Origin of the sequence: Bradyrhizobium quebecense, from assembly GCF_013373795.3 — a bacterium.
GTDB classification, from domain to species: Bacteria; Pseudomonadota; Alphaproteobacteria; order Rhizobiales; family Xanthobacteraceae; genus Bradyrhizobium; species Bradyrhizobium quebecense.
Genome location: NZ_CP088022.1, coordinates 3,873,461 through 3,889,153 on the forward strand (window position 1 = coordinate 3,873,461; position 15,693 = coordinate 3,889,153).

Genomic DNA, 15,693 nt, shown 5'->3' on the forward strand with positions numbered 1-15,693 from the left:
GGAAGACGCATGTCGAACCGCGCCGCACCGCGCGTTGACGCCGACGGCCGCGCGAACCCGAGGCCAGGAGTGCTTTGCCCTGATTGCCTGTTCATGAGAAAGCGGCCGATGCCCGAGACACTGAGGAAAACCCGGAAGCCTGCAAAAACAGAAGGCCTGCGCGAGCGAAATCGCCGCGCGACGCTGCAACGCATCGCCGATGTCGGCATGGAGCTGTTTCTGGCCAACGGCTTTGATGCGACGACGCTGGATGAGATCGCGGCGGCGGCCGGCATCTCGCGCCGAACCTTTTTCTACTATTTCAGGAGCAAGGACGACATCCTGCTCGCCCATATCGCCGGCTACGACGATGCGCTCAGGGCATCGATCCGGGACCACACCTCCGCCGGCGAGCCGATCGACGTCGTCCGCGAGGCTCTGCTGGAAATGTCCGCCCGCTTCCAGACGTCGCGAACGGTTGCGATTTCGCGCCTGATCCGCGAGAGCGAAGTGCTGAGCTCCCGCAAGCACCGCAACGATCTGCACCGGGAGCAGGTCGTCTACGCGACGCTGTGCGAATTATGGCCGGGCAGGGACCGCCGCGACCGCCTCCGTCTTGTCGCGATGGCCGCGAGCGGCGCACTGCGCATCGCGGTCGACGCCTGGCTCGAGCAAGGCGGCAAGCGCCAGCTCACCAAATACGTCCAGGACGCCTTCGCCAATCTGAAGGCCGCGATCTGATCGCGCGCTATCGCTGTCGCGATCACTCCTGGAAAAGCGAAGGGCCGCCCGTGGGCGGCCCTTCCTGTCTTACGCGCTCTCGGGCGCCTTGAGGCGGACCAGCTTGGTCAGGAGCGCATCGAGACCCTGACCGTCGCCCGCATGCAGGTCGATGCGGCCGACCTTCTCGACCAGACGCTCGAGCGACTCCAGCTCCTTGAGCCGCAGCAGCAGAGGGTTCTCCTCCATCAGCTTGGCGGTGTTCAGGAGCGAACGCGTCGCCGCTGTCTCCTCCTGCCGGCGGATCAAGTTGGCCTTCGCCACCCGCTCCGCCTCCACCACCTTGTTGACCAGCTCGCGGATCTCGCCGGGCAGGATCACGTCCTTGACGCCGAGCTCGGTGACTTCGACGCCGGAATCCGCGACACGGGCGCGGACATAGTCGCGAAGCTCCTCGTCGAGCGCCGTCTTCGCAGACAGCACCTCGTCCAGCGTGCGGCCGGCCACCGCCTCGCGGATCGCGAACTGCACCAGGCGGTACAGCCACGCATCCACGTCGGGCACCGTTGCCACGACCCGCTCGGGATCGACGATCCGGCGGAACGCGGTCAGCGTCACGCGCAGCGCGATGCGATCCTTGGTCAGCATCTCCTGCGCCGTGATCTCGATCGCCTGAGGACGCAGGTCGAGGCGCTTGACCTCGATCTTGCGGCCCGCAATCCAGAACGCGTGCCGGCCGGGTGCGAGCCGCTCGACCAGCTTGCCCTCGACCGTGAGCAGACCGGCCTCGTGGTTCTCAACCACGGCCTCGGTGATGACGCCGGCCCGGTTGGGCTGGATCATCGCGAGGTGGCGTGCGGTCACGCGGGGATCGCTGGTCACGTCGATGCGCTCGACGTCGACCGACGTCGCGACCTTCCAGTAGACGCGCGTCTGCCAGGGCGTCATCAGTTGCACGGGACGGCCGTCGAGGCTGACGATCGCGATCGCGTTCGCGCGGGTCTCGACCGCCTCGAACAGCTCGTCGGCGAGATCAGGCCGCGCAGCCTTGATCACCGCGTAACGATCCGCAGGGAATTCCGTCCGCACGACGCTGAACAGCTCGGCCTTGAGCTGATGCAGGGGATCGAACAGGCGGTGACGTCCAGGCGCGAGCACCTGCTCGAGCCGGCCGTCGCGCGTCAGCAACGCGCGCTCGCCATCCTTCACCGTCAACGTGGTCGTCAAGAAATGCCAGGTCATGGCAGCCTCCATTATTGCCATCCGGCCCGTGGGCCGGAGAGCGGGTTTCAATTTGCAAAGGACGTGAGGACGCGAACGCGGCTTCCTGTCAGCCAAGCGGGCCGTGGCTTGAGCCTGCGCGATGACGGGCGCACGCGCGCGTTCGCGCGACAAATGTCGCGCGGCCGAGCGGAGCTACCCGGCATCAGCGCAAGCGGTATCCACCGCGGCGCAAAGCCGGTCTCACAGTGTCGATGTTCGGACGAAGAGCCTTGCGGCAGGACGGCCGGACTGCGACTGAAGCGCGCGTCCGGTCCCCTTCAGAGGTATCAGCTGTTCAGGCTGAACGGAGCGCTTGGAGCGGGAGTTGAACCCGCGACACGATGATTCTGAGTCACCTGCTCTACCTAACTGAGCTATCCTTTGATTGAGAGACCGGAATCGAACCGATACCTTCGGGGTTTCATCCCCGATGCTCTCCATGAGCTACATCTCGCGATCTTCATTTCGGCGGAACACGACACCGCAGAGCGGCTCGCGCCAGTCGGGATCTCAACGAGCCCGAGCCCGTGGCCGAAGCGAAGGAGCGGGCTAATAAACGAAGCACGTCCGGGTTGCAAGAGGGCTGCGCGTGATTTTTTCATGACGAGACGCGTTGTGGCGCCCGCTCACCTCGTCATTCCGGGGCGTGCGAAGCACGAACCCGGAATCCATCGAGCCGCAAGCTTTGCTGAAAAATGGATTCCGGCTCGGCGCTGCGCGCCGCCCTCAGGTGCGCAATTTGCGCACCGGGGAATGACGGAGGGTAAGTCCGTCTCCCTGTCCCCACCTCGTCAGCTGCGCGCGACGTCCTGAAAGCAGGCGCGCAGCCAGTCGATGGTGACGCGCGTTGCCGCATCGCGCTTGAGATGGCTTTGCACCAGAAGCCAGACGTCACGCCGCTTCGGCAGCAGCGTGGCGCGCAGACGGCGATCGGTCAGCAGGTCCACGCAACTATGCTCCGGCAGCACACCGACTGCTTGATGCGACTGGACCAGCTTGTGGATGATGCGGACATTGTCGGTGACGCAGCGCGCACGAAGCCGCCTTGCGCGCAAAAACTGCATTTCCGGAATCCCTCCGAGCTCATCGGGATAGGCGCACGTCACTGCTTCGCCCGCTGTCGTCGCGGCCGGCTCGAAGAAATACAGCCTGACCTCGGCGAGCTTCGAGATTGCGAAGTCGCCCTTGTCCGGCTTGCGCAGGCGAATCGCGAGATCGGCTTCCCAGCGCGAGAATTTGACATTCTCGCTCGACGTCAGAAACTGCAACGTCAGACCCGGATGGGCGCGCAGCAATTCGCTGGTGCGCGGCGCCAGCACCTCCTCGGCCATCGCATTGGTGGAGGCGATGCGCAGCCGGCCGACCGGGCCGGGCAGGCTTTCGCCGATCCGGCCGATCTCCTCGGCATGCGCGGCCATCGCCTGGATGTGCGCGAGCACCACGTCGCACTGCCGGGTCGGCTTGCGGACGCCGTCGGCGGCCTCGAACAAACGTAGCCCGAGCGCGCGCTCGATCCGCGCCAGCCTGCGGCCGACCGTGGTCTCGTCGATGCGCAGCCGCGCGCTGGCGCCGGCATAGGTGCCCTCATCCCTGACGGCCGCGATGATGCGAAGGTCGTCCCAGTTCATGGCCTCAGGCTACATCGTGTCCGGCCCACCTGCAATAACGCAGCCACCGGCTGCAATATCCCTGCATAACAGCAGGCCGGTCCGCGGCTATATTTTCGCAAGACGCATCCTCTGGAGTTCTCAGGACCATGACCGCAGCCAAAACGCTGATGCAGCTTGCCGGTATCGACCTCACCCCGCCCCGCCTCGGCGACAGCTGCCTGGTGCTGATCGATATCCAGAACGAATATCTCGCCGGTCCCCTCGCCTTGCCCGACGCCAAACCCGCGATTGCGCGCGCAGCTGCATTGCTCTCCCGCGCGCGGGAAAGCGGCGCTGCGATCATCCACATCGCGCACAAGGGAGCGCCGGGAAGCCTGTTCGATCGCAGCGCCGAGCGTGGCGCGATCGTCGCGCCGCTTAAGCCACTGCCGGGCGAGAGCGTGATCGAGAAGCAATTGCCGAACGCATTCGCCGGCACCGAACTGAACGCGCAGCTTGCCGCGACCGGCCGCAAGGAGCTCGTGCTCGCCGGCTTCATGACGCATATGTGCATCAGCTCGACCGCCCGCGCCGCGCTTGATCTCGGCTTCCGCACCACGATCGATGCCGACGGCTGCGCCACCCGCGACCTGCCCGACGGCACAGGCGGCACGATCGCCGCCAAGCTCATTCACGACGTCGCCCTCGCCGAACTGTCCGACCGCTTCGCGATCATCGCGCGCGACAACGCCCTCGCCTGAGGATGCAATATGCTCCAGCTCTATTTCTTTCCCATGGCCTGCTCGCTCGCCAGCCGCATCGCGTTGATGGAAGCCGGCATCGAGGCGCGTTACCACCTGGCCCATATCTGGACCAAGAAGGTGCTGGACGACGACAGCGATTTTCGCGTGGTGTCACAGAAGGGTGCGGTGCCGGTACTGGTTCTTGAGAACGGCGAGCGGCTGACCGAAAGCGCGGCCGTGCTGCAGTATATCGCCGATCGGAAGCCCGAGCTCGGTCTCGCGCCGCCGCCGGGCGACCTGGACCGCTACCGCCTGCAGGAATGGCTGAGCTTCATCGGCACCGAGATCCACAAAGGCTTCCTGTTTCCGACCTTCTGGTACAAGGACGATGCATCGAAGGCCAGCGCGCGCGAACGGATCGGGCAAACCGTGTCGGTCGCCGCCGCGCGCCTCAATGGTCGCGACTATCTCGTCGGCGACCGCTTCACGGTCGCCGACGCGCATCTCGCCTGGGCCTTGATGCTGCTTCGCTCTGCCGGCGTCGATATCGCGCAGTGGCCCGAACTCGTCGACTATCTTGCGCGAATGCACGCGCGCCCGCACGTGAAGGCCGCCGTCGGCATCGAGACGCAGCTGTGGAAGAAGATGGCGGCGTGATCGCCGGCGGGCGCTCCCTCTCCAGCGAGGGCTTACGAGCGCATCGACCGTGATCGGCTACTGAAACGCGACCTCGGCGAAGCTGCGCAGCTTGCGCGAATGCAGGCGCTCGGATTCCTGCTGCTTGAGCCGCTCCAGCGCCTTCAGCCCGATCTGAAGGTGCTGGCCGACGCGCTGGCGATAGAATTCGCTCGCCATGCCCGCCAGCTTGATCTCGCCATGCAGCGGCTTGTCGGAGACGCACAGCAGCGTGCCGTAGGGCACGCGGAAGCGATAGCCGTTGGCGGCGATCGTCGCCGATTCCATGTCGAGCGCGATGGAGCGCGATTGCGACATCCGCCGGATCACCTGCGGCCCGCTGATTTCCCAATTGCGATTGTCGACGCTCGCGACTGTGCCGGTGCGCATCAACCGCTTGAGCTCGAAGCCAGTGAGCCCGGTCACCTCGCCGACCGCCTCCTCGAGCGCGACCTGCATCTCCGCAAGCGCGGGGATCGGCACCCAGAGCGGCAGCTCGTGATCGAGCACATGATCCTCACGGACATAGCCATGGGCCAGCACATAGTCGCCGAGCCGCTGCGTGTTGCGCAAGCCGGCGCAATGCCCGATCATCAGCCAGGCATGCGGCCGCAGCACCGCGACGTGATCGGTGATGTTGCGCGCGTTCGATGGACCGATCCCGATATTGATCAGGGTGATGCCGCGATAGCCGGGCTCGACGAGATGAAACGCCGGCATCTGCGGGACGCGATCCGAGGCCGTCCCGCTCACGCCGCCGCCTGCCAGCGCGTTGCGCGTGATCACATTGCCGGGCGCGACGAACGCCTCGAGGTCTTCCTCACCCGACGCGAGACGCTGCAGGCTCGATTGCGCGAAGGCGTCGACATAAAACTGGTAGTTGGTGAAGATCACGAAATTCTGGAAATGCTCGGGATCGGTGCCGGTGTAGTGATAGAGCCGGCGCAAGGAGTAATCGACGCGCGCGGCACGGAACAAGGCCAGCGGCTCGGGCGTCCCCGGCGTCAGTTCAAACGTGCCGTCGGCGATCGCATCGTCCATCGCCGCAAGGTCTGGCGTATCGAACACGTCGCGCAGCGATCGTGTGAACGCCGAGCTGTCGGCGATGGTCAGCGCTGCCTCGATATTGATGTCGCGCCGATAGGCGAAATGGATCGGAATCGGCTCGTTCGACTCGCCGATCTCGACCGCCACGCCATGGTTCTTGATCAGGAGCCCGATCTGCTCGGTGAGATAGGTCCGGAAAATGTCCGGCCGCGTGATGCTGGTCTCGTGGACACCGGGTCCCGCGACAAAACCGTAGGCGAGACGGGAATCGAGCCGGGCATGCGACGAGGTCGTGATGCGCACGAACGGGTAGTGTGCCCGCACCCGCGTCGTGCACGGCACCCCGTTGACATAGGCCTCGAAGCGACTGCGCAGGAATCCGGTGTTACGCTCGTAGATCTCTTCGAGACGGGCAACGGCGGCGCTCGCATCGACGAACGCTTCGGTCGTGATCGGCGGCGGAGTTTCGATGGGAGGCGTGGGAGACATGTTCGCTTTGCACCCGATCCGTTGCCGAGTTGGGACTCGCCCTGGATCAGCGCAGTATAACGACAATGGCCTCCAGTTCCAGATCGGCGCCGGTCGCGCCAGGCCGTTCTAAAGCGCGATGAAATCAGGCTGAATCGTCATCGCGCTTTAGAATTTTGTTTTAGCATGATCTTTTCGGAAACCCGCTTCGCACTTTTCCGGATCATGCTCTATTCCGGCTCGCGCGGCGGCAGCGCGCAGATCTCGGACCGGGTCAGGAACCGGCGTTCGCGCCCGTTGTCGAGCGAGAACATGCCGCCGCGGCCGGGAACGACGTCGATGATCAGATCGGTGTGCTTCCAGACGTCGTATTGCGCGCCGCTGATGTAGAACGGCGCCCCGCCGATTTCGCCGAGCTTGACGTCATGATCGCCGATCAGGAAGTCACCTTGCGGATAGCACATCGGCGACGAACCGTCGCAGCAGCCGCCGGACTGGTGAAACAGCACCGGCCCATGATCGGCGACGATCTCGGCAATCAGCGCCAGCGCAGCCGGCGTCGCGGTCACCTTGTCAGCCATCTCGGCCTCCGTGATGGAGGCTCCGGCGGGACGCCCCGCCGAAGCCTGTCGTCTTCGTCCCCTGAACGCGGGGCAGCCGGGTTATCAGAAGAAGCCGAGCTTCTTCGGGCTGTAGCTCACCAGCATGTTCTTGGTCTGCTGGTAATGGTCGAGCATCATCTTGTGGTTCTCGCGGCCGACGCCGGACTGCTTGTAGCCGCCGAACGCCGCATGCGCTGGATAGGCGTGGTAGCAGTTGGTCCAGACCCGGCCGGCCTGGATGGCCCGGCCGAATCGGTAGCAGCGATTGACGTCGCGACTCCAGATGCCGGCACCGAGGCCGTAGAGCGTGTCGTTGGCGATCGAGAGCGCGTCCTCGTCGTTCTTGAAGGTGGTCACAGACACCACGGGCCCGAAGATCTCCTCCTGGAAGATGCGCATCTTGTTGTGGCCCTTGAACACCGTCGGCTTGACATAGTAGCCGCCCGAGAGCCCGCCGCCGAGATTGTTGCGCTCGCCGCCGGCGAGCACCTCGGCGCCTTCCTTCTTGCCGATGTCGATGTAGGAGAGGATCTTCTCGAGCTGCTCGGAGGACGCCTGCGCGCCGATCATGGTGGTCGGGTCGAGCGGACTGCCCTGGGTGATCGCTTCGACGCGCTTCAGCGCGCGCTCCATGAAGCGGTCATAGATCGATTCGTGGATCAGCGCCCGGCTCGGGCAGGTGCAGACCTCGCCCTGATTGAGCGCGAACATCACGAAGCCTTCGATCGCTTTGTCGAAGAAATCGTCGTCCTCGGCGCAGACATCCTTGAAGAAGATGTTGGGCGATTTGCCGCCGAGTTCGAGCGTCACCGGGATCAGGTTCTGCGAGGCATATTGCATGATCAGCCGGCCCGTCGTGGTCTCGCCGGTGAAGGCGATCTTGGCGATCCGGTTCGACGAGGCCAAGGGCTTGCCGGCCTCGAGGCCAAAGCCGTTGACGACGTTCACCACGCCCTTGGGCAGGAGATCGCCGATCAGCTCGAGCCAGACCAGGATCGAGGCCGGCGTCTGTTCGGCCGGCTTGATGACCACGCAGTTGCCGGCGGCGAGCGCGGGCGCAAGCTTCCAGGTCGCCATCAGGATCGGGAAGTTCCAGGGAATGATCTGGCCGACCACGCCGAGCGGCTCGTGGAAGTGATAGGCGATCGTGTCGTGGTCGATCTCCGAGATCGAGCCTTCCTGTCCGCGGATCGCGCTGGCGAAGTAACGGAAGTGATCGATCGCCAGCGGCATGTCGGCGGCCATCGTCTCGCGGATCGGCTTGCCGTTGTCCCAGGTCTCGGCGGTGGCGAGCTTTTCGAGATTGGCCTCCATCCGGTCGGCGATCCTGTTGAGGATCAGCGAGCGCTCGGCGACGCTGGTCTTGCCCCAGGCGTCCTTGGCTGCATGCGCGGCATCGAGCGCCGCCTCGATATCCGACGCGTCGGAGCGCGGGATCTCGCAGACCGGAAGGCCGGTCACCGGCGAGATGTTCTCAAAATACTTTCCGGAGCGGGGCTCGCGCCATTCGCCGCCGATGAAATTGCCGTAGCGCTTGGCGAACGGCGCCTTGAGCACGGACTGCATGTCAACCTTGTTCATGTGTTCCTCCGTTGGCACGCCGATGCACACGGCGTTGGCCGGGACGCTCGGTCAAATCAGGCTGGCAGAACAGGGGCCTGCCCCAAGGGCCGCGGGGGAACTGTCGCAAATCTGAGACAGAGTGCGCCGCAAACTGGCACAGATGCGTCAGCGCTCCGGACGCCGGTAATGAGCTTGCGGAAATGTCCTAGAGCATGATGATTAGGTTGAGCTGGAACGGCGTCGAAAGTTCACCTCTCCCTTGGGAGAGGTCGATTTGCGCAGCAAATCGGGTGAGGGGTTACGGTCTATCGAGAGAGCAAGAGCCCTCACCCGGATTGCACCGGACGATGCTTCGCATCGCCGAGAGCAATCCGACCTCTCCCCAACGGGGAGAGGTGAGACCGCGCCAAGCCGATTCAACCAAAACTCGTCGCGCCTTAGCGATGCAAGCCGAGCTGCTTGAGCTTGCGGTGCAACGTGGCGCGGGACATGTCGAGATCCTTGGCGGCTTTCGACACGTTGCCGCCGGCGCGCGCCAGCGCACGCTGCAACGCTGCACGTTCCGCGGCGGCCAGGCCGCCATCGTCGCGCGTCTCGCCGATCAGATCGGCCGCCGGCAATGGCCGCGCCAGCGACGCCGCGTTGAGGCCAAGCGCGCGGCGCGCGGCGCGCGTTGCACCGATCACGAGATCGTCGCGATCGACCGCGAGCAGCGAGTTGACGGCGCGCTCGCTTCGCGGTGTCAGCAGAATTCGTGCATCGGGAAACGCCCGGCGAAAGTTCTCGGCTTCGATCGCGCGCGCGGCGTCCGTCACCGTGGTCGCAATCAGCCGGGAAAATCCGTCCGTCAGGTCCGCCCGGCAGGACGACACATCGAGCGCCGCGGCAAGCTCGCCATGCTCGTCGAAGATCGGCGCGGTGGTGCAGAACAGGGCGGAATTGCGCGTGAAGAAGTGCTGCCCGCGGTCGATCGACAGCGGGCGCTTCTCGACGATGCAGGTGCCGATGCCGTTGGTCCCCTCGTACTTCTCGCTCCAGACCGCACCGGTCCAGAGCCCCCAGGCGTCGAACGTCGCATCATCGGCGCCCGCGCCGCGCCGGTCGACGACGACGCCGTCGCGGTCCGCCAGCAGCACCGAGCAGCCGACCCCGCCCACGGCAAGGAACAGCCGGTCGAGCGTTCGCTGGGCGACCTTCAGGAATTCGCCGAGCCGCTGCTGCGCGGCGGCGATCTCAGCCTGGCCGAGACGATGCGACGGCAGGCGGCTCGCCGGATCGAGCGCATGCAGATGGCCGGAACGACGCCACGACGCCGACAGGTCGGATGGCGCCCCGCCTCCGGCCAGCACGTCGAGAACCTTGTCCGTGTGCATGACGCCTGGCGACCGGCTCATGCTTCCCTCCCCTGCTCCGCGGGTTCTGTGACCCTCGCAAGCGCGGCGCTGTTGGCCCTGGCATCCTTGTATTTCGTAGGATATAGCGCCCCCAGCGGCCTTTCAAGGGATGGGACTGCGACCTTCGGACAGGTACGGGGGCTGCATCGCGTCGTTCACGCCGTGGGGGCCGCGCCCCCAAGGACGACGGCGCTTACTGAATCCTCGCCAAAACCGCGAGGCGGCGGATGCCCTTGTTACGATAGGCATCGAGGAACGCGTAATAGTCCTTGAACGAGACGCAACCGTTGGAGTCGCCGTTCGGGCCGAGCATGAAGGTGTGCGCGAGCAGGCCGTCGCGGTTGAAGATCTTGCCTTCGCCGCCGATCGGATTGAGCCGCAGCGCCGGCACGCCGTGGAACAGCGCCTCGCGCGGCTTGAGCTCGTAGATGTGCGGCGGCGTCACGCCGACCATCTTCATATGCGAGGACCTGGGATCGTCGAGCCGGGAGCCGAGGCCGGAATGCGCCTCGAGCCGCGTGCCGTCCGGCAAATACACGGTCTTGGCCGAGATGTCGTAGACCGCGGTCTGGCGGTCATAGGGCGGCGAGCCGCCGAGCATCGGGCTCTGGTCCAGCGTCGAGGGGATGCTGCCGGTGACATTGGCATCGGCGGAAGCGAAGGAGAGCAGCCCGCCGCTCGACTCGCGCTTGCCCCACAGCTTCTCGACCATGGTCTGCCGCTCGCTCGATGCGATCGACAGCACTGCGGCCTTAGCGCGCGCGGCCATGTCACGGACGCCACCGGATTTGGTCGCCTGCTTCGCCTCGGGCGCCTTCTCGGCCGCCTTCTCGGCCGCCTTCTCAGTTCCTTTGGGTTCAACCGTCGCAGCGGGATCGTTGAGTGCCACCTTCAGATTGGCGGCGGCTTGCTTCTTGGCGGTCTCGACCGATTTCGGCGCCGGCAAAGGCTTCGATGCCTCGGCGAGTTCTGCCGTCGCCACCGCCCTCGCCGCTACGGCGACCTTGGGTTCAGCGGCCTGCTTGATCGGGTCGATCTGCGGTGCGGCGTCAGCCACGACGCTGGACGCGACGCCGTCGGGCGCGGCGGCCGCAAACCGATCGTTAAACATAAGTGACGGTGTCGGCGCTTCCGACTTCGCGACCTCGGTCTTTGCGGGCGCCGCCGGCGCGGGCGTCAAGGACGCGAACACCTCGTTGAACGCGGGTGCGGGCCGCGCGGCGACCGCGACGGGCCGCTTCACGACCGGCGCTTCAAACGACGCATTGCCGACTGACGGATAGACGCTCGCCGCAAAGATGTTGGCGTAGACGGTCCAGGCGCAGCCAAGCACCAGCCCCGCCACCGCGGCGCTGCCGAGGAAATGCTGTGGGAGGATTTTTCGGGAGGTTTTCTTGCGGCTTGGCGCCCCAAGAACATACGCACTCGCACTCGTACCCATACGCCCGGCGCTCAAAACAGGTCCACCTTTGTCCCTCACCCGACGCATCGTCGAACGATGTTCGGCTCAACGTCGCGCGGGGGCACAGACGGCCATTAAGGCGACTTTTAGTTAAATGCGACTTAACCGGTTGCAATCCCCTGCGGCGCGGGAAGTGCCTGTGGCGTAGGGCTTTTTTAAGATGACATTGGACCGCCAAAACGGCTTTTTTGTCCCATGATGGGACATTCCGGCACACGGCCCCGCCGCCGCATGCCGAGATAAATCCTAGGGAGAATTTCCTTGCCGATGGCCCCGTAATCGCGCGGGGATCGAGCAAAATCCATCTCTCAATAGCTGAGCTTCGGATACCAGCCTGCGCCGCGCCCCTCGCGCGTGGTGTCGAGCAGGGTCCAGAGCGGGTCCATGTCCGGCGCGCCGCGCGGGTCCTGGCCGGGGTCGACCGTGCCGGCTCCCATCTCGCCGGCCCAGAAATGTCGGATCACGCCGCTCTGGCGCGTGAAGACATTGTAGCCGGGCACGTCGCTGTCATCCTCGCTGACATAGTCGCGCGTGTAATCGCCCGACGCATCCGAATAGACCTTGTGACGCGTCCAGCCGCGCGCCTTCTTCGCCTCGATCAGCCGCGCGATCGGCGAGCGCGCCGCGAACACGAACGACACGCGCTGCTCGATATCGGGCAGCTTCTCCTCCCATGTGCCCATGAACGATGTGCACATCGGGCACGGCTTCTCGCGCTGCGGGCCGAACATGTAGCTGTAGATGATGAGCGTCTGCTTGCTGCCGAACAGATCGGCGAGCGATGCTGCGCCGGACTCGCCCGTGAACTCATAGGCCCTGGTCACCTCGCCGCCCGGCGGCAAGGCGCGGCGCAGCTCGGCGACGCGCGCGATGTGCCGGCGCAGTTCGATCTCCTCGACGAGCAGCGCCTGGCGTGCCCGACGATATTCGGCGCTCTCATTGGGAAAGCGCCTGGCGTTGGTGTTGGCAAGTTCAGCTGCGGGCTTGAGGGCGGAACTGGTCATGGTTGGAACCTCGCGGGGTTGACGGGCTCTCTGGAAGACGGGCCGGACCCGGACGATCCGACATGCGCTAGTGACAGTTTTATTGCAGTTCCGGCGGCGGCGAACGGTCGAAGACCTCACCTTTCGCACCGTCCAGCAGATCGAGCGCGTAAGTCTCGATCACCAGCGGCCCGCGCATGCGTTTGACCTCGGCCACCGTCTCGACACGGGCGAAATTGTCGCGCACCGAGGCCGGCATCGCCTGCTCGACCTCATGCACATACAGCAGCTTGCCGGTCAGCTGCGCCGGGCTGGGCTCAGGCATATTGACCCAGCGAATGCGCTGGCCTTGTTGCGCGACGCAGGTGCCCTTGGGCAGATAGAAGGCAAGCCAGCCGGTGGTGCCGTAGTCCGGCGACAGCACGCAGCTCGCACCGGAGCGCGCGCGCACCGCCTCGATCTCAGTGGCCAGCTCCTGCCAGCCGACACCGACGCTGCGCACGGTGGCGTCGCGGCGGTAGCCCGAGAGCAAACCGGTGTTGGCCTGCACGATCAGCAGCGCGAACAGCACGACGCCTGTGGGCGCGGCCCAGCGGCGGCAGAAATCGATCGTGGGCTGCTCGCGCGGCGCCCACTGCACCTGGATCGCCGCGACCGCGGCCGCCACCGCAAAGGCCGGATAGACCGGCGCGAACCAGTTGGCTTCGACCCGCGCATGCAGCGCGTGCCAGGTGAAGTAGACCACGATGGTCCAGAACATCGTATTGACCAGCACGCGCGCGGGCATCGCGCCGGCGCGCCGCCGGGAGAGCGCGTAGAGGCCCATCACACCGAGGATGAAGACCAATGGCGTCGCGAACGCAAACTGCGTCGGGATCAGCTCGGCGATGTAATTCGGGCGGAAGTCCTCGATCCGAGCGCGGCCCATCTGCTTGATGAACGACACCCAGTGGTGATCGGCATTCCAGAGGATGACCGGCGCAAACAGGCCGGCCGCAACCAGGCCGCCGAGATAGAGCCAAAGCGAGAGATACCAGCGCCGCAGCTTCGGCACCATCGCAAGCCAGATCAGGATCGCGGGTCCAAAGAACAGCGCCGTGTATTTCGACAGCAACGCCAGGCCTGCGCTGACGCCGACCGCAAGCCACCAGGCGCCGCGGCCGCTCTCCAGCACCTTTGCGAGCGAATACAGCAGGAAGCTCGCGGCAACCAGCAGCGGCGCATCCGGCGTCACGATCAGCGTGCCGACGGCGGCCATCAGCGTGACATTGAGCAGGATCGTTGCGCTGGCGGCGATGCGCTGGCCGCCGAACAGGATCTCGGTCGCCCGATAGATCGCCCAGCTCATCGGCAACGCGAGCAGGATCGACGCCAGCCGCACGCCGAACGCCGTGTCGCCCGCGATCATGGTGCCGAGCCGGATCACGACCGCCACCATCGGCGGATGGTCGTAATAGCCGCCGGCGAGCGCCTTCGACCACATCCAGTAATAGGCTTCGTCGAAGGTCAGCGGCGTCCATGCGGCGGCGGCCAGCCGCAATACGACCAGCGCGCACACCGCAAGAGCGGTGTTCCGGGCCAGCCGCGCCTCGTTCGCGTTCATGCCACCGTCATCGCTTGCGCCAGACGAACAGCCCGGACATCGCGTAGTTCCACACCACGCCCATCAGCGCGCCGGCCGCGCCCGCAAGCCACCAGATCGGCTCCTGGTCGTAGACCGAGAACGCGACGCCGACATTGGCAAGCAGGCCGACGCTGCAGACCAGATAGAACAGCAGCAGGCCGCGCAGAATGCCGAAGCCCTTCAGCCGCTGGTCGCGATAGGTGAGGAAATTGTTGAGGATGAAGTTGCTGGTCATGGCGACGATCGCGCCGGTGGCCTGGGCCTCCGGGAATGGCGCCTTGAACAGCTCCAGCGCGATGAACAGCACGCTGAGATGCACCAGCAGGCCGAGCCCGCCGACCGCTGCGAACAGAATGAAGCGCAGCGAGATCACGTCGTTGGTCAGCTTCGCCAGCACCAGACCAAGGAAGTCGAGCGCGACCATCGAGTCAAGCTTGCTCTCGCCATGCTGGCGGGCACCGAATGTGTAGGGAATCTCGACCGCGCGCAGCTTGCCTTCCGCCGTCGCCACGACATCGAGCAGGATCTTGAAGCCCTGGGTCGAGAGCTGCGGCGCAAGCTGCTCGAAACGGTCGCGGCGGATCATGAAGAAGCCGCTCATGGGATCGGCGATCTCGACCTTCAACGAGCGGCGCGCGATCTCGGTGGCAAAGGCGCTGGCGCCGGCGCGCTGCTTGTTGAAGCCTTCGGTCTTGTAGCCCTCGATATAGCGGCTGCCGACCACGAGCTCGGCCTCGCCGCTCTGCAGCAGCGCGACCATCTTCGGGAGCTGGGTCTCGTCATGCTGGAGGTCGGCATCCATGACCGCGGCATAGGGCGCGCTCGACGCCAGGATGCCCTCGATGCAGGCGCCGGACAGGCCGCGCCGGCCGATTCGGCGGATGCAGCGCACGCGGGAATCCTTCCGCGCCAGGGCGCGCACCACGTCCCAGGTACCGTCGGGCGAATTGTCATCGACGAAGATGACCTCCCAGGACACGTCCTTCAGGGTCGCGTCGAGTCGGCGGTACAGCACCGTGACATTGTCGCGTTCGTTGAAGGTCGGGACGACCACCGAAAGCTGCGGCAAACTTGCTGCCTGCGAGGAGGTTTCGGGGCCTAGCTTGATGGCGTCATTCATGAGCGCCAGCGTATAGCCGCAGCCTCCCCCGCTGCCAAGGCGGGCCGGCCCAAACGCTGTCTCCGAAAACGGGAAAACGGGGCAAAACACCCCTGAAAATGCCAACGACCACGAACAAGGGGCGCGCGTACATCCGGCGCAGCCAAACAATGTCGTGGTCGTCCCAGCGCCGGAGCCCCTAAGCTGCAACGTCGCCGTTGGAGGCTAGATGGGAAGGCCCCAGGCGGTCCGCAAGGGGCGGTGGCGCTAGTTGTTGGGGACTTCCCGGATCACCGGGCCGCGTGGCACCGGGGCCGCCGGCGCGGCTTCGGTGGCGGGAGCCGCCTGCACGGCTGCGGGCTGGGTCGGGTTACGCAGCTGGCTCGGCGACGGCCCGTAGATGAACGCCGCCGCGAGCGCGACGGCTGCGACCACTGCGCCCAAGAAGCCTGCCGTCGATTGTGATCTCATGCCGATCATCC

General features: G+C 65.5%; 14 protein-coding genes and 2 tRNA genes. 3 read left to right on the forward strand and 13 right to left on the reverse strand.

From position 1 onward, the window contains the following. Nucleotides 1-108: 108 nt before the first annotated feature. A complete protein-coding gene (locus tag HU230_RS18810; protein WP_224943362.1) occupies nucleotides 109-720 on the forward strand; it encodes a TetR family transcriptional regulator in 612 nt (203 codons plus the stop codon). Nucleotides 721-789: 69 nt separating this feature from the next. Here HU230_RS18810 and HU230_RS18815 read toward each other — a convergent pair whose 3' ends face one another. The 4 genes from HU230_RS18815 to HU230_RS18830 all read right to left on the reverse strand — a co-directional run bounded on the left by HU230_RS18815 (nucleotide 790) and on the right by HU230_RS18830 (nucleotide 3,590). After that, nucleotides 790-1,941: an SPFH domain-containing protein gene (locus HU230_RS18815; protein WP_176530381.1), complete on the reverse strand. Its 1,152-nt coding sequence runs from the start codon at nucleotides 1,939-1,941 to the stop codon at nucleotides 790-792. A 334-nt stretch (nucleotides 1,942-2,275) separates the two neighbouring features. Beyond that, a tRNA-Leu gene (locus HU230_RS18820) sits at nucleotides 2,276-2,342 on the reverse strand. Between the two features lie 5 nt (nucleotides 2,343-2,347). Continuing rightward, nucleotides 2,348-2,416: transfer RNA gene (locus tag HU230_RS18825), tRNA-Phe, on the reverse strand. 337 nt (nucleotides 2,417-2,753) lie between these two features. Continuing rightward, nucleotides 2,754-3,590: a LysR family transcriptional regulator gene (locus tag HU230_RS18830; RefSeq protein WP_176530380.1), complete on the reverse strand. Its 837-nt coding sequence runs from the start codon at nucleotides 3,588-3,590 to the stop codon at nucleotides 2,754-2,756. A gap of 128 nt (nucleotides 3,591-3,718) precedes the next feature. Between HU230_RS18830 and HU230_RS18835 the strand changes: the two genes are divergently transcribed. Further along, nucleotides 3,719-4,312 (forward strand): cysteine hydrolase family protein, encoded by a 594-nt coding sequence (locus tag HU230_RS18835; RefSeq protein ID WP_176530379.1) that lies wholly within the window; start codon nucleotides 3,719-3,721, stop codon nucleotides 4,310-4,312. Nucleotides 4,313-4,321: 9 nt separating this feature from the next. Next, nucleotides 4,322-4,951 (forward strand): glutathione binding-like protein, encoded by a 630-nt coding sequence (locus HU230_RS18840; RefSeq protein WP_173637405.1) that lies wholly within the window; start codon nucleotides 4,322-4,324, stop codon nucleotides 4,949-4,951. A 57-nt stretch (nucleotides 4,952-5,008) separates the two neighbouring features. Here the strand turns inward: HU230_RS18840 and HU230_RS18845 are convergent, their stop codons facing one another. The 9 genes from HU230_RS18845 to HU230_RS18885 form a co-directional block, all read right to left on the reverse strand. Continuing rightward, complete coding sequence (locus HU230_RS18845) at nucleotides 5,009-6,505, reverse strand: AMP nucleosidase (RefSeq protein ID WP_176530378.1); 1,497 nt, start codon at nucleotides 6,503-6,505, stop codon at nucleotides 5,009-5,011. A 209-nt stretch (nucleotides 6,506-6,714) separates the two neighbouring features. Next, nucleotides 6,715-7,065 (reverse strand): DUF779 domain-containing protein, encoded by a 351-nt coding sequence (locus HU230_RS18850; protein WP_176530377.1) that lies wholly within the window; start codon nucleotides 7,063-7,065, stop codon nucleotides 6,715-6,717. Nucleotides 7,066-7,149: 84 nt separating this feature from the next. Beyond that, nucleotides 7,150-8,667 (reverse strand): aldehyde dehydrogenase, encoded by a 1,518-nt coding sequence (adh, locus tag HU230_RS18855; RefSeq protein ID WP_176530376.1) that lies wholly within the window; start codon nucleotides 8,665-8,667, stop codon nucleotides 7,150-7,152. Nucleotides 8,668-9,086: 419 nt separating this feature from the next. Continuing rightward, nucleotides 9,087-10,043 carry a GAF domain-containing protein gene (locus tag HU230_RS18860; protein WP_176530375.1) on the reverse strand — a complete coding sequence of 319 codons (957 nt, stop codon included), beginning with the start codon at nucleotides 10,041-10,043 and terminating at the stop codon, nucleotides 9,087-9,089. 193 nt (nucleotides 10,044-10,236) lie between these two features. Beyond that, nucleotides 10,237-11,388 (reverse strand): DUF2778 domain-containing protein, encoded by a 1,152-nt coding sequence (locus HU230_RS18865; RefSeq protein ID WP_338077445.1) that lies wholly within the window; start codon nucleotides 11,386-11,388, stop codon nucleotides 10,237-10,239. A 425-nt stretch (nucleotides 11,389-11,813) separates the two neighbouring features. Continuing rightward, on the reverse strand, nucleotides 11,814-12,509 hold the full coding sequence (locus HU230_RS18870) for a DUF899 family protein (RefSeq protein WP_176530374.1): 696 nt from the start codon (nucleotides 12,507-12,509) through the stop codon (nucleotides 11,814-11,816). Nucleotides 12,510-12,588: 79 nt separating this feature from the next. Next, on the reverse strand, nucleotides 12,589-14,091 hold the full coding sequence (locus HU230_RS18875) for a glycosyltransferase family 39 protein (RefSeq protein WP_176530373.1): 1,503 nt from the start codon (nucleotides 14,089-14,091) through the stop codon (nucleotides 12,589-12,591). A 7-nt stretch (nucleotides 14,092-14,098) separates the two neighbouring features. Further along, the gene (locus HU230_RS18880) at nucleotides 14,099-15,232 is read right to left on the reverse strand and encodes a glycosyltransferase (protein ID WP_176530372.1); all 1,134 of its coding nucleotides are present in this window, start codon (nucleotides 15,230-15,232) and stop codon (nucleotides 14,099-14,101) included. A gap of 246 nt (nucleotides 15,233-15,478) precedes the next feature. After that, nucleotides 15,479-15,682 (reverse strand): hypothetical protein, encoded by a 204-nt coding sequence (locus HU230_RS18885; protein ID WP_176530371.1) that lies wholly within the window; start codon nucleotides 15,680-15,682, stop codon nucleotides 15,479-15,481. Nucleotides 15,683-15,693: the final 11 nt, after the last annotated feature.

Bases quoted from the DNA above. Each gene is read 5' to 3' on its own strand.
- HU230_RS18810 (WP_224943362.1), top strand. From the start codon at position 109: ATGCCCGAGACACTGAGGAAAACCCGGAAGCCTGCAAAAACAGAAGGC.
- HU230_RS18815 (WP_176530381.1), bottom strand. From the start codon at position 1,941: ATGACCTGGCATTTCTTGACGACCACGTTGACGGTGAAGGATGGCGAG.
- HU230_RS18830 (WP_176530380.1), bottom strand. From the start codon at position 3,590: ATGAACTGGGACGACCTTCGCATCATCGCGGCCGTCAGGGATGAGGGC.
- HU230_RS18835 (WP_176530379.1), top strand. From the start codon at position 3,719: ATGACCGCAGCCAAAACGCTGATGCAGCTTGCCGGTATCGACCTCACC.
- HU230_RS18840 (WP_173637405.1), top strand. From the start codon at position 4,322: ATGCTCCAGCTCTATTTCTTTCCCATGGCCTGCTCGCTCGCCAGCCGC.
- HU230_RS18845 (WP_176530378.1), bottom strand. From the start codon at position 6,505: ATGTCTCCCACGCCTCCCATCGAAACTCCGCCGCCGATCACGACCGAA.
- HU230_RS18850 (WP_176530377.1), bottom strand. From the start codon at position 7,065: ATGGCTGACAAGGTGACCGCGACGCCGGCTGCGCTGGCGCTGATTGCC.
- adh (WP_176530376.1), bottom strand. From the start codon at position 8,667: ATGAACAAGGTTGACATGCAGTCCGTGCTCAAGGCGCCGTTCGCCAAG.
- HU230_RS18860 (WP_176530375.1), bottom strand. From the start codon at position 10,043: ATGAGCCGGTCGCCAGGCGTCATGCACACGGACAAGGTTCTCGACGTG.
- HU230_RS18870 (WP_176530374.1), bottom strand. From the start codon at position 12,509: ATGACCAGTTCCGCCCTCAAGCCCGCAGCTGAACTTGCCAACACCAAC.
- HU230_RS18875 (WP_176530373.1), bottom strand. From the start codon at position 14,091: ATGAACGCGAACGAGGCGCGGCTGGCCCGGAACACCGCTCTTGCGGTG.
- HU230_RS18880 (WP_176530372.1), bottom strand. From the start codon at position 15,232: ATGAATGACGCCATCAAGCTAGGCCCCGAAACCTCCTCGCAGGCAGCA.
- HU230_RS18885 (WP_176530371.1), bottom strand. From the start codon at position 15,682: ATGAGATCACAATCGACGGCAGGCTTCTTGGGCGCAGTGGTCGCAGCC.